At 43.0% G+C, this 19,960-nt stretch carries 16 protein-coding genes; 8 read left to right on the forward strand and 8 right to left on the reverse strand.

The annotated features are described in order from the left end of the window. The first annotated feature begins 51 nt into the window (after positions 1 to 51). A complete protein-coding gene (gene infB / locus C8D94_RS03160) occupies positions 52 to 2,772 on the forward strand; it encodes a translation initiation factor IF-2 (protein WP_115122434.1) in 2,721 nt (906 codons plus the stop codon). A gap of 197 nt (positions 2,773 to 2,969) precedes the next feature. Here infB and C8D94_RS03165 read toward each other — a convergent pair whose 3' ends face one another. The 8 genes from C8D94_RS03165 to panC form a co-directional block, all read right to left on the reverse strand. Next, entirely contained in the window at positions 2,970 to 4,334 is a 1,365-nt protein-coding gene (locus C8D94_RS03165; protein ID WP_115122435.1) for an acyl-CoA dehydrogenase family protein, read from the reverse strand. Between the two features lie 123 nt (positions 4,335 to 4,457). Continuing rightward, positions 4,458 to 5,594, reverse strand: coding sequence for a M23 family metallopeptidase (locus tag C8D94_RS03170; protein ID WP_115122436.1), 1,137 nt, complete (start codon positions 5,592 to 5,594; stop codon positions 4,458 to 4,460). Positions 5,595 to 5,625: 31 nt separating this feature from the next. Beyond that, entirely contained in the window at positions 5,626 to 6,999 is a 1,374-nt protein-coding gene (radA, locus tag C8D94_RS03175) for a DNA repair protein RadA (protein ID WP_115122437.1), read from the reverse strand. Positions 7,000 to 7,042: 43 nt separating this feature from the next. Next, complete coding sequence (locus C8D94_RS03180) at positions 7,043 to 7,201, reverse strand: lmo0937 family membrane protein (protein WP_115122438.1); 159 nt, start codon at positions 7,199 to 7,201, stop codon at positions 7,043 to 7,045. Between the two features lie 87 nt (positions 7,202 to 7,288). Further along, the gene (locus tag C8D94_RS03185; protein WP_115122439.1) at positions 7,289 to 8,443 is read right to left on the reverse strand and encodes an alpha/beta hydrolase; all 1,155 of its coding nucleotides are present in this window, start codon (positions 8,441 to 8,443) and stop codon (positions 7,289 to 7,291) included. A gap of 82 nt (positions 8,444 to 8,525) precedes the next feature. Continuing rightward, on the reverse strand, positions 8,526 to 9,497 hold the full coding sequence (locus tag C8D94_RS03190; RefSeq protein ID WP_115122440.1) for a lysylphosphatidylglycerol synthase transmembrane domain-containing protein: 972 nt from the start codon (positions 9,495 to 9,497) through the stop codon (positions 8,526 to 8,528). Position 9,498: 1 nt separating this feature from the next. After that, positions 9,499 to 9,849 (reverse strand): aspartate 1-decarboxylase, encoded by a 351-nt coding sequence (gene panD / locus C8D94_RS03195; protein WP_115122441.1) that lies wholly within the window; start codon positions 9,847 to 9,849, stop codon positions 9,499 to 9,501. A 61-nt stretch (positions 9,850 to 9,910) separates the two neighbouring features. Then, positions 9,911 to 10,756, reverse strand: a complete 846-nt coding sequence (gene panC / locus C8D94_RS03200; RefSeq protein ID WP_115122442.1) for a pantoate--beta-alanine ligase — start codon at positions 10,754 to 10,756, stop codon at positions 9,911 to 9,913. A 265-nt stretch (positions 10,757 to 11,021) separates the two neighbouring features. Between panC and C8D94_RS03205 the strand changes: the two genes are divergently transcribed. The 7 genes from C8D94_RS03205 to C8D94_RS03235 all read left to right on the forward strand — a co-directional run bounded on the left by C8D94_RS03205 (position 11,022) and on the right by C8D94_RS03235 (position 19,777). Further along, positions 11,022 to 11,831, forward strand: coding sequence for a glycogen/starch synthase (locus C8D94_RS03205; RefSeq protein WP_115122443.1), 810 nt, complete (start codon positions 11,022 to 11,024; stop codon positions 11,829 to 11,831). Between the two features lie 25 nt (positions 11,832 to 11,856). Next, entirely contained in the window at positions 11,857 to 13,428 is a 1,572-nt protein-coding gene (locus tag C8D94_RS03210; protein ID WP_115122444.1) for a DUF4270 domain-containing protein, read from the forward strand. 12 nt (positions 13,429 to 13,440) lie between these two features. Continuing rightward, the gene (glmS, locus tag C8D94_RS03215; protein WP_115122445.1) at positions 13,441 to 15,288 is read left to right on the forward strand and encodes a glutamine--fructose-6-phosphate transaminase (isomerizing); all 1,848 of its coding nucleotides are present in this window, start codon (positions 13,441 to 13,443) and stop codon (positions 15,286 to 15,288) included. A 65-nt stretch (positions 15,289 to 15,353) separates the two neighbouring features. After that, positions 15,354 to 16,616, forward strand: coding sequence for an APC family permease (locus C8D94_RS03220; protein WP_115122446.1), 1,263 nt, complete (start codon positions 15,354 to 15,356; stop codon positions 16,614 to 16,616). 35 nt (positions 16,617 to 16,651) lie between these two features. After that, complete coding sequence (locus C8D94_RS03225) at positions 16,652 to 17,374, forward strand: sulfotransferase-like domain-containing protein (RefSeq protein ID WP_147278489.1); 723 nt, start codon at positions 16,652 to 16,654, stop codon at positions 17,372 to 17,374. Between the two features lie 32 nt (positions 17,375 to 17,406). Then, a complete protein-coding gene (locus C8D94_RS03230) occupies positions 17,407 to 18,303 on the forward strand; it encodes an aminotransferase class IV (RefSeq protein ID WP_115122448.1) in 897 nt (298 codons plus the stop codon). A gap of 34 nt (positions 18,304 to 18,337) precedes the next feature. Next, positions 18,338 to 19,777, forward strand: coding sequence for a choice-of-anchor B family protein (locus C8D94_RS03235; RefSeq protein WP_115122449.1), 1,440 nt, complete (start codon positions 18,338 to 18,340; stop codon positions 19,775 to 19,777). Positions 19,778 to 19,960: the final 183 nt, after the last annotated feature.

Raw genomic sequence — 19,960 nt, forward strand, 5'->3', positions numbered from 1 at the left:
CACACATTTTAACTACTTTTACAATACGTTAGAAAATAAGGAAGCATTTTTATGGCTGAAACAAAAAAAATGAGGCTTAGCAAAGTACTGCGGGAATTTAACATCTCGCTAGATCGTGCCGTGGAATTTTTAAGTTCCAAAGGATACGAGGTGGAGGCACGCCCTACTACCAAAATATCCGGTGCAGAGTATGAAGCGCTGTTTGAAGAATTCCAGACAGATAAGAGCAAGAAAGTAGCCTCAAAAGAAGTTGGGGAAGAAAAACGTAAAGAGAAGGAAGAACTCCGTCTTGAGCGTGAACGTGAGCTGGAGGAGAAGGAAGAAAAAGCCGAAGCCAAAATTGTTAAAGCCGAAGCTACCCTTGGTGGCCTGAAGAAAGTAGGGAAAATTGACCTTGAAGCCAAGAAAAAGGCTGCAAAAGAAGAAGAGAGGGCCGAGGAAGTTGAAACTCCTAAAGAGGAGCCAAAAACTGAAAAAGCCGAAGCTAAGGAAGAAGCTCCTAAGGCCAAAAAGGAAAAGCCAACTACCAAGAAACCCGAAACTGCAAAAGAAGAGAAGCCTTCTACCAAAGAAGAGACTAAAACCGAGGAGACCCCAACGGAAACTCCTCAAGAGGAAGAAGCAAAACCAGGTAGCGATGTAGTAAAAACTACCTACAAAAAACTGGACGGTCCTAATTTTACAGGAAAGAAGATAGACCTTACACAGTTCAAAAAACCTGAAAAGAAGAAAAAAGAAAAGACCGACGCCAACAAGGAAAAACGGGGTCGTAGAAGACGTATAAGCAAAGGCCCAGGTACTGGAGGAGGCCAAAGTAACAACCGCGGAAGAGGTAGAGGAAGATCTAACGTTCCAAAAGAAGAACCTACCGAGGAAGAAATCCAAAAACAAGTACGCGAGACCCTAGAGAAACTCCAAGGGAAATCCTCAAAAGGAAAAGGAGCCAAATACCGCCGTGAAAAACGAGATAGCCACCGCCAAAAAACCGAAGAGGATCTTGCACAACAAGAATTGGACAGCAAACTACTTAAGGTAACCGAATTTGTTACCGTAAGCGAAGTTGCTACCATGATGGACGTTCCCGTTACCAAAGTAATCTCAGCCTGTATGTCACTAGGAATGATGGTAACCATGAACCAACGTCTCGATGCCGAAACATTAACCATCGTAGCAGACGAGTTCGGATACGAAGTAGAATTTATTACTGCAGATATTGAGGAGTCTTTTACAGAGGAAGAAGATGCTCCGGAAGATCTGGAACCGCGAGCGCCTATCGTAACCGTAATGGGTCACGTAGACCACGGAAAAACATCCCTATTGGATTACATTCGTGAAGAAAACGTAATCGCAGGTGAGAGTGGTGGAATTACACAGCATATCGGCGCCTACGGAGTACAGTTGGAAAACGGACAAAAAATTGCCTTTCTGGATACACCGGGTCACGAGGCCTTTACCGCGATGCGTGCAAGGGGTGCCCAAGTAACCGATCTTGCCATAATTGTAATTGCAGCAGACGACGACATTATGCCACAAACAAAGGAAGCTATCAGTCACGCACAAGCGGCTGGGGTACCTATTGTTTTTGCCATCAATAAAATAGACAAGCCCACGGCAAACCCAGATAAAATTAAGGAAGGGTTGGCACAAATGAACCTTTTGGTAGAAGATTGGGGCGGAAAGATACAGTCGCATGATATTTCAGCCAAAAAAGGAACCGGAGTAAAAGAATTGCTCGAAAAAGTTTTATTAGAGGCCGAATTGCTAGAATTGAAAGCAAACCCAGACAAACTGGCAAACGGAACTGTGGTCGAAGCCTTCTTGGATAAAGGCCGTGGTTATGTGTCTACCATTTTGGTACAGGGCGGAACCCTAAAGATTGGGGACTATGTATTGGCCGGACAACACAGTGGTAAGGTGAAGGCGATGCAAGATGAACGTGGTAAAAATATCAAGTCTGCAGGACCTTCAACACCTGTTTCCATCTTAGGATTGGACGGAGCGCCACAGGCGGGAGATAAATTCAACGTGTTTGAAGATGAACGTGAAGCTAAGGATATCGCCAACAAGCGTACACAGCTGCAACGTGAGCAATCTGTACGTACACAGCGCCATATCACACTGGACGAAATAGGACGCCGTATCGCACTGGGAGACTTTAAGGAGTTGAACATTATCCTGAAAGGAGATGTGGACGGTTCGGTAGAAGCCTTGACAGACTCGTTCCAGAAATTATCTACGGACGAGATACAAGTAAATATCATCCACAAGGCTGTTGGGCCCATTACCGAAAGTGATGTATTGTTAGCCTCGGCTTCCGATGCGATTATCATTGGGTTTAACGTGCGCCCAATGGGGAATGCACGCCAGATAGCCGATAAGGAAGAAATAGATATCCGCACCTATTCTATTATCTATGCAGCCATCAACGACTTGAAGGATGCGATGGAAGGAATGCTTTCTCCAGAGATGAAAGAAGAGATTACCGGTACTGCAGAGATACGTGAAACATTCAAAATTTCTAAAGTAGGGACCATTGCAGGTTGTATGGTTACCAACGGAAAGATATTGCGCAACAACAGTATTAGATTGATACGTGAAGGTGTTGTGATCCATACAGGTGAACTGGAATCGCTTAAACGCTTCAAGGACGATGTAAAAGAAGTTTCCAAAGGCTACGATTGTGGTATCCAGTTGAAGAACTACAACGACATACAAGTAGACGATATCATTGAAGGCTTCCAAGAAGTAGCCGTGAAGAAGAAGTTGAAGTAGCTTTAATAAGCAATTTTCAGTTGCAATATGCAATAAACAGTATAACGGCTCTCAGGTTTGGGGGTCGTTTTTGTTTTGGGTCGCTTTTAAAAATGTTGATACCATTGCTAGTGCTAGCGACTCACTAGTATTTTGCATAAGCATAAATAGTTCCTAAAACAGTTCTACCGTCTACACGCTGCCAACTACCCACTATTTTAAGAAACAAAAGCACTATACCCCGTAATCGCTCTTCCCACAATTAAAGAGTTAATTTCCTTGGTGCCTTCATAACTATAAATTGCTTCGGCATCGGCTACAAAACGGGCTACGTCGTGTTCAAGCAAAATTCCGTTACCACCCATTACTTCTCTGGCACGGCTTACCACGTCACGGGTGCGCATACTGCAAAACACCTTGGCAAGGGAGGCGTGCTCATCGGTCATAATATCTTGGTCCTGCATTTCGCTCAAGCGGAAGCACAAGGTTTGCATTGCGGTAAGGTTGGCCACCATCTCCACCAAATGATTCTGGATTAATTGAAACCTTGCAATGGGCCTTCCGAACTGTTCTCGCTTTTTTGTGTATTTCAAAGCGCTCTCGTAGGCGCCTCGGGCACAACCCACAGCTTGCCACGCTACAGCGGCACGGGTCATTTTCAATACTTTGGCGGTGTCTTTAAAGTGGTCACATTTCTGTAAACGGTCACTTTCGGGAACACGGCAATCGGTTAAGGTGATTAACGCATTTTGTACGGTGCGCAGCGCCATCTTATCTCTCATTTTTTCAGCTTTGTAGCCAGGGTTTCCTTTGCGTACCAAAAAACCTTTCACGGCGTGGGTTTCTTTCTCACGGGCCCAGATGATGGTGACATCGCTAAAAGTAGCATTGCCAATCCATTTCTTTTGGCCGTTGAGTATCCACTCGTCGCCTTCCTTGTAACAAGTGGTCTCCATTCCGCCGGCAACAGCAGACCCTACATTAGGTTCGGTGAGCCCAAAGGCACCAATAGCTTCCATACGTTGCATCTTGGGGAGCCATTCCTGTTTTTGTTCCTCGCTTCCGCATAGGTAGATGGAACCCATTGCCAGTCCGCTGTGCACTCCAAAAAAGGTAGATATGGAAACATCTATCCGTGCCAGTTCCATCGCCATGATACCTTCCATTAAAAAAGTTTCACCCGGACAGCCATACCCTTGGTAGGCCATACCGCATATATTAAGCTCTGCCATCTTTGGGATAATGTGGTGTGGAAATTCGGCACGGTTCCAAAAGTCGTTGGCAATGGGTTTAATTTCCTTTTCCATGAATTGACGCACTTTCAGCTGAATTTCACGCTGGTGCGGGGTCAATTTTAGACTCAAATCGTAAAAATCACCATCAATGGGAGGGAGCTTGTGCTGTCCCTTGCGGGCTTTGGTTTTCAGCATACGCATCAAGCCTGCCATTTGTCGATCGTCAAGCTCGCCCACGGTTTTCATTACTTCACCTAGATCTATCTTCTGTGATATCTTGGCAATGGCTTTAATGTCTACTTCTTTTAATACTTTAAAGGTTTCTTTGATTCTGGAAAACATGGACATAGTAGAAATTTAATTTGAAATTAAACCTTAAATCCCCCTTGGGGTAGGCAGGGAGGTGTAAGTTCTTCGTTTTAGCTAAAATAAAGATACTAGCCACTGAAATGTAATACCCCCAAAAATTTGTTAATTTGAAAGAAAGGGGTCTATTTGATTGTCTCTTACAAAACCTTTTAGGGAATCCTTTGTAACAATATGAAACCACCTTCCGTACTTTCCCATGATTGAAATAGTATCGTTCTTGTTGGTTTGTCCAATTTCATCCAGTGCCGAAGATGGGCCTTGGTGAATAGTGGTTTTATTTCTTTTTACACTGCCTGAAGTTGCCTTGTTTATAGGTGAAATTTCCGGAATTTCGGTTTGTTTAATAAATGGGTACGGATTAACAGGGCCTGTACTGCCTTTGTATATTCCAAAATGTAAGTGTGGTTCTGTAGTTTTTGCATTCCCGGTGTTACCTACAAAACCCAAGGTGTCTCCCAATTGTACGCGTTGGCCAGTTTTTACCGCTATGCTATCCAGATGTGCGTAATAAATGGTTTTGCCGAACAATCCATCCCGCAGCCACACTTGTTTACCGCCCAAACCACGATTTCCTGTTGAAGAAATACGTCCGTCCGTAATGGCTATGAGTGGTGTGCCTTTGGGAGCAAAAATATCGACTCCCTCGTGGGAACGTTTGCCACCACCACGGGGAGCTCCCCAAAAACTTTGTATATTTTTATTCCCCGCTCCACTTACCGGGAATGTATAGGTGGGTTGGGTATACATTTTAAGCTGAAATGGAAATGCCAATCCCATCTCAGGTTGTACGGTAATTTTATAGACGCCATATTTTTTTACTGTGTGTGTAAGCTGGCTACTATCTCTTTCGGAAGCTTTGAGTAGTTTCAGAGTTTTTGTGGTGTCCTCAGGTTTTTGGAATACTTCAATGAACACCTGCGCAGAATCGGGTTGTTTTTCTACGGAGACTATCAGTTTTTCGCCTTCCTGTAGTTGTACATCGTAGCTATATACATTAAAATTTTCAGCAGAGTATATACCACTCTCAGCATAGGGGAGTGTTACTATGATGCTGTCCTGTAGTGCTCTGCCAAAGGCTTTTTTCCATTTCAGTAAGAGCGAATCATCTTTTTCAAAATTTCTGTCGTATACCTCACGGGCAGTAGGTTGTACAACCACATCGGTTACTTTTTGTACTTGTTCACATCCTGCCAACAGTAACACCAGAATAAAAAATGAGAAAAGATTCGGTTTTTTCATGGACTGTTCTTAGCAGGAATTGTACCAAAGATTACCCAAAGAGATGCTGTACCACATCGTTCACTTTTGCTAATTTAATGATGTTAATGCCATAAGAGGCCTTCGGGAGTTTACAGTATTTTGAAATGATAATACTTTCAAACCCTAGTTTTTCAGCTTCTAGAATACGTTGGTCTACTCGGGTAACGGGTCTTACCTCACCAGCTAAACCAATTTCGGCAGCAAAGCACATGCGTTTGTCTATGGCGATATCTATATTGCTAGAAAGCACGGCAGCCACCACGGCCAGATCTATTGCGGGGTCGTCTACTGTGATGCCGCCTGTAACATTTAAAAATACGTCCTTGGCGCCCAGTTTAAAACCAGCTCTTTTTTCGAGGACCGCCAAAATCATATTCAACCGCTTGGCGTTGTAGCCTGTTGCGCTGCGTTGAGGTGTCCCATACACCGCGGTAGACACTAAGGCCTGAATTTCAATCATCAAGGGTCTCATGCCTTCCAGTGTTGAGGCAATGGCAGTACCACTCAATTCTTCTTCATTTTTAGAGATCAATATTTCCGAAGGATTGCTCACCTCTCTCAATCCGCTGCCTTGCATTTCGTAAATTCCCAACTCGTTGGTGCTTCCAAAACGGTTTTTGTTGGCACGTAAAATTCGGTAGATGTGGTTTCGGTCACCTTCAAACTGCAGGACGGTGTCCACCATATGCTCCAAAATCTTGGGCCCTGCGATGTTCCCATCTTTAGTTATGTGCCCTATCAATATTACGGGGGTGGCCGTTTCCTTGGCAAATTTAATAAGCTCGGTAGTACATTCCCGTATCTGCGAGATGCTGCCGGCACTGCTTTCAATATAGTCGGTATGCAGGGTTTGTATAGAATCTATCACCACGATATCAGGTTGCATTTCGGCAATATTGCGGAAGATATTCTGTGTTTTGGTCTCGGTTAAAATGTAGCAGGTATTCGCTTCGGGATGGATGCGGGCTGCCCGCATCTTAATTTGTTGCGCACTTTCTTCGCCAGAAACATACAGTGTTTTATAAGGTAATTGTAAGGCAACCTGTAACATCAACGTGCTTTTCCCAATCCCGGGTTCGCCACCCAAGAGGGTTAAGCTACCGGGTACGAGGCCACCACCTAGCACACGGTTCAACTCTTCATTTTTTGTGTTCAGGCGAGTTTCTTTTTCTGAGGAAATTTCAGAAATAAGCGTTGGTCTTGCACTTCTGCCACGCTCAGTATGCACAGAAGTTTCATTGGTTTTCCATGAAGTCTTTTCGGCCTTCTGGATTACCTCCTCGGCAATGGTGTTCCATTCCTTACAGGACGTGCATTGCCCTTGCCATTTAGCGAATTGGGCACCACAGTTTTGGCAGAAAAAGGTAGTTTTTGTTTTGGCCATACTAGGAAGTAAAGGTACGTATAATCAAATTCTAGATTACAACTTACCTTCCCCTAATAATACTGTATAAAATAGCAATTACGGCCAGCACCAGTAAAATATGGATTAGGTTGCTGGTGCCAAGTCCTTCAACAAACCCGAAAAAACCTAGAATCCAAACAACGATACAGATTACGGCTATGAGCCAAAGAATACCTCTCATAATTAACTTTTTTGTTGGTTACTATAGGTGAAATTAAAAATTATAATATTTCTTTTTGCCAAATCTTTGTGAAAATTGAGGAGTTTCCTAGTAGCCAAAGTCTTCTTTAATCTTATCGGCTTTCTCCAGCATGAGGTCTATGGTGATAAAATCTACCTCTTCCTTATCAAAAGCTCCTTGATAGGTACGCATGGCCTTTTTTGGTTCACCCAGGCCTTCCAATGCCAGTCCCATGTAATAATCGCCCAGTACCGTATCTGGATATTGCTTTTGTGCCATAGATGCGATCGTGCGGAGCGATTCGTATTGTTTTTTCTTTTCGGCCGCAGTGGCAGTTGCTATATAGTCATTAACACGAATTGGGTTGGTAAGTCCAAAAAGATCCTCAATTACCTTGTACTTTTCGGTTAAATAGTCACTGATGGGGGTGTCCATTTTTAGTAATTTTTCGGTGAACTCCTGCTTGCTTATGGGGCGGTATACCGAGAACATTTTCTCCAATGCAGAAGGAATGGCCCTTGCTACCAATGAATAGTGGGTGGCACCTTCAAAATCATCGAAATAATAATCGAAGGTATCATTCTTTAAAGGTTTAAGGGCAGTATCCAGCTCAAGAGTGATTTGTCTTAGGTCTGGAATGTCGTCGGTTCCCGTGGCCAGATAGTAAAACGTCTTTTTTTCTATGCTGGGGATGCGCTGCGGGATACGCTCTGCCATCATGGGTGCCAGGTCTGGACTCAGGTTTATATATCCATTAAAGAGGGGTGGTTCCTTAAAGAGATAATAATTAATAAAGTTTGCCGTAAAATCGTGCCCCACGGCGATGGTAAATTGTGCCGTACGGTAGGTGCTGTCTATATAAGGCAGTAATTCCAGACCGATAAATTCGAAAAAATCGGCACCTTTTTCCTCGGGCATAAAGTTTACGTCGTCGTAGGCCCCATCGTCATATCTAGAGTCGCCCTGCATAATTCCTACTACAATACTCTCTGGCATATCTTCCCAGTAACTGAAGTAGTCCACATTCCCGGCAACGGGTTCAAAGAGGTAATTTGCATCCAGGACAATGATTATGGGGTACACCTTTTCGGTATTTTCATCGTAATCACGGGGCAGCTGTATTTTTAGCCTTCGGGTTTCGTCCAGTTTTGAAGAGGGAAATTCTTCATATAAAATCTTGGATTGTGCAAGGGCTGGAAGCGATATAAAAAGACAAGTTGCGATGAGTAGTAAGCGTTTCATTTTTTCTGAAATTTTAAGGAACCGAAAGATACTAAAATTTTTCAGCCCTTCATTTTCAAACTTCAGCTAAAAGGTAAAGGCCTCAGGAAGTGGTTTTTTCCTTGTTGTAAAACGGAAGCGCCAAAAAGGAAATTCCCCCAGAGATAATTATGTACGCCATGTGGCTGCTCCAAACTATCCAGCCAAGTGCTGTGCCCACGGTTTCGTCAATCCCGAACAATAGCAAAATGCCCATGATGGCAGCAGGGTAGGTTCCAAAACCACTGTTGGTAAACCCAAAGGTGAAACTGCCCACAACAAATGTGGTGATGATCACCCCTATGGAAATGCTGGTAGTCTCCTCCAGCGCGAGTGTTGCAACATAGAAAGAAGCCAGATAAAGCCCCCAGATTACCAGGCTCCAAAAAATGAAAGCGGTCTTTTTCTTCATGGTGAGTATGCTCAACATACCTGCTTTTAGCCCGTTTATAAGTTTGTTTATCTTAATGCTGAGCTTGTTTTTTGCGTATTTCAGGAAAGCAACAAAAGCCAGGAGCAATACCAATCCAATAACCGAAACTAGTGCCAGCTTTTGTACGGGAACAACTTCTATAAGATATCCATACAGAACATCGTACTGCATAAAGAGTGCTAAGGCTATAAATAGCAACAAGAGTACAAGATCTACAATACGTTCAGAAATAATGGTGCCAAAGCCCTTGTCAAAAGGAACATCCTCATATTTAGCAAGTACTACAGCCCTGGAAACTTCGCCGCTCTTGGGAATAAAAATATTCATGAGATAGGCTACCGAAACGGCCATAAAGTTATTGGCTATTCTAGGATGATATCCCAGCGGTTGTAGTAGAAAATTCCAGCGGTACGCCCTTATGAGGTGGCTCAATACACTAAGTGCTACCGAAATGGCAACGTACCAATAGTTGGCACTCTTAAAGTGGAGTTTCAACTGCGTTAGCTGCTCTGGGGTAAATTCATTGAAGATGTACCAGATCAAAAACACGCCCAGAGCTAGGGGCAGGGCGATACTTAAAAATTTGGAGAGCGATTTGTTCACCTTACCTTAAGAGGTTGTTTTCTTCGTTTGGAAAAACCAAGGCAGGTTTAAACTTCTTGGCAGCATCAACATCCATCATGGCATAGGTGATAAGAATCAAGATGTCCCCAGGAGCCACTTTTCTTGCTGCGGCACCATTTAAGGTAATCTCACCACTGTTTCTGGGTCCCGGTATGGCATAGGTTTCCAATCTTTCGCCGTTATTATTGTTTACAATTTGTATTTTCTCGCCCTCCACGATATTGGCGGCGTCCATAAGGTCTTCGTCTATAGTGATGCTACCAATATAGTTTAGGTCTGCACCTGTTACCTTTACTCTGTGGATCTTGGATTTAACTACGTGAATTTGCATGGGGCAAAGATACAACTTGATTTTTATTTTAAATACTGAAATGTAACCTGAAAACAGCGGCCTAGTTGAGTGCTATGTTGTCGATTAACCTAACCTCTCCGGCATAGGCAGCTACAAAGGCACGGTAGGTAACCTCCTCTTTCTTTTTATTAGCGGTTTTCAGGGTTTTTACATTGGCAATTTCAAAATACTCAAGCTCGAGGTGTTCGTTTTCGGCAAAGGCATTCTTGGCAAATTGGTTAAGTTCCCCAACAGTCTTATTGCTGAAATCTGCAGCGGTTTTCCGTAAGATTTCAGAAATAAAAACTGCATTCCTGCGCTGTTCTTCGGTCAACCTTTTGTTGCGGGAGCTCATGGCCAGCCCATCCTCCTCCCGTAAAATAGGGCAGCCAACTATGGTTACTGGAATGTTTTCCAGGACAACAAGTTTTTTTACTATCTGTAACTGCTGGAAATCTTTTTCGCCAAAGTAAGCTTTGTCTGGCTCTATGATCCTAAATAAGTGGTTGAGTACGGTGGCCACACCATCAAAATGTCCTTTGCGGTGCTTTCCCTCCATTTCTTCTGCCAGTTTGCCAAAGTCATATTTTTTGGATGTGATCTTTTGGCCATAAATTTCGGAAGCCGAGGGCGCAAAAATAAAGATATTCTCACTGGTCTTTGCCAAGAGTTTTGTGTCTTCCTCCAAGGTCCGGGGGTATTTATCAAGATCGCCCTCGTTATCAAACTGTGTAGGGTTTACAAAAATACTCACCACAACAGTGCTATTCTCTTCCAAGGCTTTTTCTACCAGGGAAATATGTCCTTGGTGCAATGCGCCCATGGTTGGGACAAACCCTATAGCGTTTTCAATGGGTGTAACATGCAACGCTTCTTGCAGTCCTTTGGTAGTGTAGAAAACCTTCATGAATGGATTGTTAGGGTGTTAAAAGGAAAATGCCCGTGTAGAATTACATAACTTTTCAATAGGGCTTTCATAATTTTTAGTTAAACACCTGCAAAATTAAGTTATTGCCCTCTAACTGCATAAATTTTCGTAATTTTGCGTGTTTTTAATAGCAACATTAAAATCGCTGCTATCGATAACGGCCCTATCCAGTAAATTACTATGATGAAGATGTAGATTTTTGGGCTTTTCATCTTCTCAAAGAGAAATTAAATATACTATATAAATGAAAGATAAAAGAATCTTGTATGTGTCTTCTGAAGTTGTTCCTTATCTCCCAGAGACCGAGATTTCTTCCATGTCGTTTGAAGCACCTAGAATGGTGAACAGCAAAGGCGGGCAGATTAGAATTTTTATGCCCCGTTACGGGAATATTAACGAACGTAGGCACCAATTGCACGAAGTAATTCGCCTTTCGGGGATGAACCTCGTGATAAACGATATGGATATGCCCCTAATTATAAAAGTGGCCTCTATCCCAAAAGAGCGCATGCAGGTTTATTTTATAGATAACGAAGAATATTTCAAAAGAAAGGCAACCTACGCAGACGAAGAAGGAAAACTGTTCCCCGATAACGATGAGCGTGCCATTTTCTTCGCCAAAGGCGTAATAGAGACCGTGAAAAAACTAAACTGGTCGCCAGATATTATCCACGTACACGGCTGGTTGGCATCTTTCTTGCCACTTTACCTTCGCACCTATTATAGTAACGAGCCTTTGTTCGAAAACAGTAAAATTGTTACCTCGGTATACAATCAAGGCTTCGAAGGGACGTTAAATGAGAAGCTGACCGATAAAATTGGTTTCGATGGTGTAGCAGAAGAAAAAATAGCAGCCCTGAAAAAACCAGACTATGTTAACGTGATGAAGGTAGCTTTGGAGAATAGTGACGCAGCTATTGTAAATTCCGAAGAAATCCCGAAGGCACTTAAAGAACACCTAGATGCCATGGACAAGCCGGTATTGCCTTACCAGAATAACGAAACCATCGAAGAAGCTTATTTAGATTTTTACCAAAACAAAGTACTGGGATAATCCTCAGTATTCCTTAAAGAGCATTATGAAGATAAAGAATCTCTTGCCAAAGTTTATGGCAATATTGATAGTAATCGTGGTTTTTGCTTCCTGTGAAGAAGACTTTAATACCATAGGATCCGATATCGTGGATCAAAATTTCGATACCGAATTATACGACGAAGGAAACGTACTCGCATACAGCAGAAAACTGTTGCCGGTACAAACAAGCGATTTGCCATCCTACCAATTGGGAACCTATACGGACCCGGTGTATGGCAAGTCCACCGTTAATCTACTCAGCCAAGTAACCCTTGCCAATACCGATCCAGATTTTGGGGATTGTACCCAATTGGACAGTGTGGTCCTGTACATCCCTTATTTTACCGAAGAAGAGACAGACAGCGATGGAGTAACAAGCTATACCCTCGATTCGGTGTATGGAAACGAACCAATCTCCATTTCTATCTATGAGTCTGGTTTCTTTTTAAGAGATCTAGATCCAGAGGCGAATTTTGAAGAACTACAAAAGTACTATTCCAATCAAGGGCAAACCTTCGATAATTTTCAGGGGGAACTTATCGCTACAATCGAAGATTTTGTTCCAAGTGGCGAAGCAATAGTCCTTAACGATACAACTTCTTTGGAACCGGGACTGCGAGTACATTTGCCTGTAGATTTCTTCCAAGAAAAAATATTCGATATGGAGGGTAGTGCCGAGCTCATTAATAATAACAACTTTAGGGAGTATTTCAGGGGGCTATATTTTAAGGTTGAGAACGTAACTGGAGATGGGAACCTGTTCTCGTTCGACCTCTCAGATGGTGACAACGACATAACTGATGATGCACGCATAAACATGTACTACACCTTTAAGGCGCTAGTAAATCAAACCTGTGAGGAAAACACCGACGACCCTATAGAAACTACAGCCTTACTTAACTTTAATGGAGTTTCTGTAAATACATTCCAGAACGAATTGAACCCAGATGTTGCCAGTGCCATTGCAAACCCCAATATAAACGAAGGTGAGGAAAACCTATACGTGCGTGGAGGCGATGGAATCATTAGCGTAGTCGAACTCTTTGGCGAAGATCTAGATGGAAACGGAGTAGCAGACCAGTTGGAATTCCTGAGGGATCAAGAGTGGCTCATCAACGAAGCAAACCTTATCTTTTACGTAAACCAAGATATTGTTACGGGTGGCGATGCAGAACCTGATAGAATTATTATTTACGACCTTGGAAACGATGCCTTTTTAGCAGATCTTTCTGTAGATCCCACCTCCAGCAATGAGCCTTTTGAAGCGCTCGTGGACCATTGGGCCCCACTGGAACGAGGAAGTGACGGCAATGGCGAATTTTATAAGCTCAGGATCACCAACCATATCAACAATCTTATAAATAGGGACTCCACAAATGTCCCCTTGGGTGTGGTGGTTTCGCAAAATGTTACTGAATTTGATTTCCAAGATCTTGAAAACTCACAAGCCCCAGGCATAGACAATGTGCCAGCTTCTTCAATACTTTCGCATCGTGGAACCGTACTCTATGGGAACAATACCACAAACGAAGGTAAAAGGTTGAAGCTCCAGATTTTTTATACAGAACCTAACTAAAATACAGAACTCATGTGCGGAATCGTAGGCTATATTGGTAAAAGAGAGGCATACCCTATCATTATCAATGGACTAAAACGTTTAGAATACCGTGGATACGATAGTGCGGGTATTGCACTTTTTGATGGTACCCAGATTCAGTTGAGCAAGACACAGGGAAAAGTTTCAGACCTCGAGAAACGCGTTTCCCAAGAAATTGAAACCAAAGGTAGCCTAGGTATTGGCCACACCCGTTGGGCCACACACGGAGTTCCCAACGATGTGAACTCACACCCACATTATAGCAATAGTGGAGATTTGGTAATAATACACAACGGTATTATTGAGAATTACGCCTCTATTAAAAAGGAGCTCATTAACCGTGGCTACACCTTTAAGAGCGATACCGACACCGAAGTACTGGTAAACCTAATAGAAGAAATAAAAAAGCAAGAAAACGTAAAACTGGGAAAAGCAGTACAAATTGCACTTAACCAGGTGGTAGGAGCGTATGCCATTGCACTTTTTGATAAAAATAAACCCGACGAAATTGTGGTTGCCAAATTGGGTAGCCCTCTCGCCATTGGTATAGGCGATGACGAGTTTTTCGTAGCTAGTGACGCCACTCCCTTTATAGAGTTTACCAACAACGCTATATATCTTGAAGATGAAGAAATGGCCATAGTGCGCCGTGGTAGGGATGTTAAGGTGCGCAAGATAAAAAGTGATAATGTAGTAGATCCCTACGTGCAGGAGCTGCAACTGAATATAGAACAGATTGAAAAAGGAGGGTACGACCATTTTATGCTGAAGGAAATCTACGAGCAGCCTTCCGTAATAAAAGATACCTATCGTGGCCGCTTGTTGGCAGATAAAGGCATCGTGAAATTAGGCGGACTTGAGGATTATATTAAAAAATTCACCAACGCCAACCGTATCATAATCGTTGCCTGCGGTACCTCTTGGCACGCAGGATTGGTGGCCGAATATATCTTTGAAGACTTGGCAAGAATCCCTGTTGAGGTAGAATATGCTTCAGAATTTAGATACCGAAACCCGATCATAACCGAAAAAGATGTGGTAATTGCCATTTCTCAAAGTGGTGAAACGGCAGATACACTTGCAGCCATAAAATTGGCAAAGGAAAAAGGAGCCTTTGTATATGGTGTTTGCAACGTAGTAGGTTCTACGATTTCTAGAGAAACACATTCCGGGACATATACGCACGCCGGTCCAGAGATTGGGGTAGCATCTACCAAGGCATTTACAACGCAGATTACGGTACTTATGATGATTGCGTTGCGCTTGGCAAAAGCAAAAGGAACTATATCCCAGCGGGATTATATGGAACACTTGCAGGAATTGGATACCATTCCAAACAAAGTTGAAGAAGCCCTTAGCGGGGATGAAAAGATTAAAGAAATTGCAGCAAAATATAAAGATGCTGCCAACTTTCTATACCTTGGGAGAGGGTATAATTTCCCGGTTGCATTGGAAGGAGCTCTCAAACTTAAAGAGATTTCTTACATTCACGCTGAAGGTTACCCAGCTGCCGAAATGAAACACGGTCCCATTGCCCTTATCGATGAGCAGATGCCCGTTGTAGTAATTGCGGTAAACAGCAATCACTATGAAAAAGTAGTGAGTAATATCGAGGAAATTAAAGCTCGAAAAGGAAAAATTATCGCAGTGGTAACCGAAGGTGATACCCAGGTAAAGGAACTGGCAGATTATATCATGGAAGTCCCAAAAACTCCAGAGAGCTTGAGTCCGTTAGTGACCACAATCCCATTACAACTACTATCCTACCACATTGCGGTTATGCTGGACAAAAATGTAGACCAGCCTAGAAACCTAGCAAAATCTGTTACTGTAGAGTAATTTTTTATCCTTACATTTAGTTTAGCGCTTTGTTCTCGACAAACAAACAACCTAAACTAACTCTTATGGGTAAAGAAAAATTTGGTCTCAACGCTACTTGGTCCATGGCTGTAGGTGGTATGGTAGGTGGAGGCATCTTCTCTGTTCTTGGGGTAGTTATCATGATGGCCGGTCAATGGGCCTGGTTAAGTTTTATCCTTGCGGGAGGTATTGCCTTAATTTCGGCACACAGTTACAATCAACTTTCCTTAATGTATAAAAAAGGAGGAGGGGCATTTTTGTTTTTGAACGAGATTGGCTATAAAGGAACTGCTGCAAGCCTTTCATGGATTCTTATTCTTGGTTATATCCTTACACTTTCGGTATATGCATTTACATTTGGCGAATATGTAGCCCATATTATAAATTTTGGGGCCTGGTTACCTCGTGTATTGTCTGTGTTGGTGATTGTGGGATTAGCCCTTGTAAACTTGCGAGGTGCAGGAAACGCTGCAAAGATTGAAATTATAACCGTATGGGGAAAAGTGTTGGTGCTTGGTGCCTTGGCCATATTCGGGATTTGTATGTGGCAGCCCGAACAATTAACAGAGGGAATTGAAACAATGTCGTGGCATAGGGCCATTGTGGGTGCCGCTACTATTTTTGTTGCGTATGAAGGGTTTCAACTACTATCGTATGACTATAAAGACATAAAAAAACCATCAAAAACATTGCCTAGGGCTACTATTAGTGCAGTGTTGGCGGTCATGCTAATTTACGTGCTTGTATCCTTGGGCGCCACTATGTTGGTGGGGGCGGAGACATTGGTTCAGAAAAAGGAAATTGCACTCTCTGTGGCAGGAGAAAAAGCCTTTGGAATAGCGGGGTTGATTATTGTAACCATTGCGGCAGCCTTTTCTACGGGTTCGGCAATAAACGCTACCATGTTTTCTACCGCAAGGTTAATAGAATCTGTTGCCAATCAAGATGATTTGCCCAAAAAGCTATCCAAAGAAAATAAAGCAATGGTTCCTGCAAATGCCATCTGGGTAGTTTCGGCTTTTGCCATGCTACTTGCGGTAATCGGTTCCTTGGAGGTGTTGGTAGATGCGGCAAGCTTGATATTTTTAATCACCTTTGGAATCGTAAATGTCCTTGCTTACAAGGAGAGTTGCCGGTTTAAGTGGGTGAGTGTCTTGGGAGCCCTGGGTTGTGGTATTGCTATAGTTCTTTCGGTAATTGAGCAAATAAAACATAACCCAATTCCCTTATTTGTTTTTGTGGGATTGGTAGTGTTGGCATTCGTGTTACGACCTTTCTTGTTAAAACAGATTTGTAAAAACAGGTAGTCCTTCGGAAAGAACTTTTACCTTATTTTTGACAGGTGAAAGTAATCAACCTTATTTCAGGTCCGCGGAATCTTTCCACGGCAGTTATGTACAGTTTTGCACAACGTGACGATAGTATTGTGCTGGACGAGCCTTTTTACGGATATTATCTTTCAGCAGAAAAAAACCGTCCCGGGCATCCTTCAGAAAAAGAAATTATGGGCACGATGCAACTTTCAGAAAAAAAAGTGGTGCAACACATTGAGGCACTCGCAAAGGATAAGCACACTTTTGTAAAGGGAATGGCACACCACTACCTTTCAAAAAGACCAGATTTTATTCTGCAATGGAACAATGTCATCTTGATTCGTCACCCAGAAAAACTCTTGGCCTCCTTTTCAAAAGTCATAGAAAACCCCACCATTGATGATATTGGGATTATAAAAGCTTCGGAAATTTTTACATACCTTAAAACGGAAGGAAAAACACCCCTCGTTATAGACAGCGACGAATTGTTGAAAGATCCTTCAGCCTATTTAAAAAAAATATGCCAAAGAGTACAGCTCCCATTTACCGAAACCATGCTTTCGTGGAACAAAGGTGGTATAGCCCAAGATGGTGTCTGGGCAAAGCACTGGTACAAAAATGTTCACGATTCCACAGGATTTGCCTTGCAAAAAACGAGCAGCCAACCCATGCCCAATAGATTGCGGCCCGTTTTGGAAAAAGCGTTGCCGTTTTATAACATCCTTAAAAACGAAATAGTAACCAATGATTGAGTCGTACGTCGTCTAGTCTTAAGTCACAAAAAATGCTACAAACATCAGACCCCAGAAACAAGAATATTAAAGTATATGTAAACGATGGGTTGTACCCTCGGGATGAAGCGAAAGTTTCTGTTTTCGATAGTTCGGTACAGGGCGGTGATGCCGTTTGGGAAGGCTTGCGCGTATACCCTGAAGGCATTGTATGTTTGGACAAACACTTAACACGTTTACATGAAAGTGCCAAGACCCTAGCATTTACAGATATCCCGAGCAAAGCTGAAATCAAAAAGGCCATACAAATGACATTGGATGCCAATGGAATGGACAACGAGACCCACATTCGCCTTACCCTTACCCGTGGCGAGAAAATAACCAGTGGCATGGACCCACGGTTGAACCAGAGCGGTAGTTGCCTCATAGTCCTGGCCGAGTGGAAACCCTTGGTGTACGATAACAATAGTGGTATAAAGGTGCTGAGCACCAGCCAGCGCCGTAATGCCCCACAATATCTGGACAGCAAGATCCATCACAACAATCTGCTCAATAACATCATTGCCAAGATACAGGCCAATGTGGCCGGGAAAGATGCCGGCCTTATGTTGGACGACCGTAGCTTTGTGGCCGAACTGAACGGCAGCAACCTCTTTATGGTAAAGAACGGAAAAATATATACTCCCTATGCCCACGCCTGTCTTCCTGGCATTACCCGAAGTACGGTGATAGAGTTATGCAAAAAAAGCAATATCGAAATACATGAACAGGACATCACCCTCTCACAACTGTACAATGCCGATGGGGTTTTTGCAACCGGAACTATGGGCGAGCTCACACCGGTTGTGGAGATTGATGGGCGGGAGATTCCTAAAGGCGACTCCTTGCAGCGTAAAATGCTACAGTTGTTCTCTAGAAATATTAGGTCATATTGTGAGACCTTGGCATAAAAAACAGTATTTTTAGCCTTCAATAAAAATTGTTATGAAAAAACTACTACTCGCTCTACTTTTTGTAGGCACATTATCCTTTGCCCAAACCCCTTGCGAAAATGGAATGGCTGGAAGCTTCCCCTGCGAAGATTACGAATTGCTCTCCAACATCCCATTATCTACCTTCGATGCGAATTCCTCAAGCGATTCTTGGGGCTGGACGGACCCACAGGACGGTAAGGAATATGCTATAATAGGGTTGAGGAATGGTTCTGGATATGTAGATATCTCGGACCCGCTAAACCCTATTTATTTAGGAAAATTAGTATCGCCAATGCTGGATGAGTTCTGGGGGAACTGGCACGACGTAAAGGTGTATAACAACCACGCATATATTGTAAGTGAAATAAGTGGTCATGGCATGCAAATATTTGACCTTACCAAATTGAGGGATGTGACAAATCCACCAGTGCAGTTTCAGGACGATGGCGTGTACAATTTCGCAGGAGGTTCTGCCCATAATATTGCTATAAATGAAGAAAGTGGCTATGCGTACCTAGTTGGAGGTAACGATTATAATGGCGGTCCTTATTTTGTGAACATCCAAGATCCTGTAAACCCTATTGATGAGGGAGGTTACAGTGGCGATGGGTATACGCACGATGCGCAAATTGTAAACTATACGGGACCAGATCCCGACCATCAAGGGAAAGAGATCTTTGTAGGTAGCAACGAGGATAGAGTTGTTTTTTTAGATGTCTCAAATAAAGCAAACCCCCAAAATATCTCATCGATATCCTATAGCAATGTGGAGTATACACACCAGGGCTGGTTTACCGAGGACCAAAGATATTTTGTGGTGACCGACGAACTTGATGAGGTTTTTAACGGAAATGATCTGCGTTTAATAATAATAGATGCAACAGACCTTGACAACCCTGTGGAGCACATGCAATATATAGGTGAGACTACTGCGACAGACCATAATGTGTATGTAAAAGGGGACAAAATCTATATTGCAGCATATAGCGGAGGATTGCGTGTTCTGGACATTAGCGACATAGACAACAAAAATATAACCGAAATAGGCTTTTTTGACACTTGGCCAGCTGACGACAATGCAAGTGCATCCATTGGAGACCCGGGCGCGTGGAATGTATATCCGTTTTTTGAAAGTGGAAATTTAATCATCAGCAACTTTTCAGACAATGGGGGATTGTTCGTGGTTCGTGAGAGCGGCACGCTATCAGTTTCAGAAAACGAGCTTCAGGAAATAACGGTATCTCCCAACCCAAGTAATGGTATCGTTACCTTTACGAGCGCGAACAGTGAAATTGAAAGTATTATGCTGTACGACATAACGGGAAAAGAGCTACAAGGTTTTGAAGAATTGAGCGGCCTCACTACACAAATAGATATATCCACCTTGGCGAGTGGGATGTACGTGGCGCGAATCAATGGAACTACATCGGTACGATTGCTGAAGAAATAGTCTTTCCGAAAAAAATATATTGAGACCTGTCTTGCCGTTAAAGCTTGGCAGGTCTTTCTGTTTTTTTCAACACAAATTTTCGGCAACCAAGACCATTGCCCAAAACTTGAAAACCCCTCCTTTAAAAAGCCTGTCCCGAATTTATTTCGGGAGGGTTAGGAGGATGTGTGTTGGATGGATTTC

Source organism: Marinirhabdus gelatinilytica (assembly GCF_003353425.1).
GTDB lineage: Bacteria > Bacteroidota > Bacteroidia > Flavobacteriales > Flavobacteriaceae > Marinirhabdus > Marinirhabdus gelatinilytica.

Excerpts from the sequence above, each read along its gene's own strand:
- C8D94_RS03205 (WP_115122443.1), top strand. The coding sequence starts at position 11,022 with ATGAAAGATAAAAGAATCTTGTATGTGTCTTCTGAAGTTGTTCCTTAT.
- C8D94_RS03230 (WP_115122448.1), top strand. The coding sequence starts at position 17,407 with ATGCTACAAACATCAGACCCCAGAAACAAGAATATTAAAGTATATGTA.
- C8D94_RS03165 (WP_115122435.1), bottom strand. The coding sequence starts at position 4,334 with ATGTCCATGTTTTCCAGAATCAAAGAAACCTTTAAAGTATTAAAAGAA.
- glmS (WP_115122445.1), top strand. The coding sequence starts at position 13,441 with ATGTGCGGAATCGTAGGCTATATTGGTAAAAGAGAGGCATACCCTATC.
- panC (WP_115122442.1), bottom strand. The coding sequence starts at position 10,756 with ATGAAGGTTTTCTACACTACCAAAGGACTGCAAGAAGCGTTGCATGTT.
- C8D94_RS03235 (WP_115122449.1), top strand. The coding sequence starts at position 18,338 with ATGAAAAAACTACTACTCGCTCTACTTTTTGTAGGCACATTATCCTTT.
- C8D94_RS03170 (WP_115122436.1), bottom strand. The coding sequence starts at position 5,594 with ATGAAAAAACCGAATCTTTTCTCATTTTTTATTCTGGTGTTACTGTTG.
- C8D94_RS03210 (WP_115122444.1), top strand. The coding sequence starts at position 11,857 with ATGAAGATAAAGAATCTCTTGCCAAAGTTTATGGCAATATTGATAGTA.
- C8D94_RS03185 (WP_115122439.1), bottom strand. The coding sequence starts at position 8,443 with ATGAAACGCTTACTACTCATCGCAACTTGTCTTTTTATATCGCTTCCA.
- infB (WP_115122434.1), top strand. The coding sequence starts at position 52 with ATGGCTGAAACAAAAAAAATGAGGCTTAGCAAAGTACTGCGGGAATTT.
- C8D94_RS03180 (WP_115122438.1), bottom strand. The coding sequence starts at position 7,201 with ATGAGAGGTATTCTTTGGCTCATAGCCGTAATCTGTATCGTTGTTTGG.
- C8D94_RS03220 (WP_115122446.1), top strand. The coding sequence starts at position 15,354 with ATGGGTAAAGAAAAATTTGGTCTCAACGCTACTTGGTCCATGGCTGTA.
- panD (WP_115122441.1), bottom strand. The coding sequence starts at position 9,849 with ATGCAAATTCACGTAGTTAAATCCAAGATCCACAGAGTAAAGGTAACA.
- radA (WP_115122437.1), bottom strand. The coding sequence starts at position 6,999 with ATGGCCAAAACAAAAACTACCTTTTTCTGCCAAAACTGTGGTGCCCAA.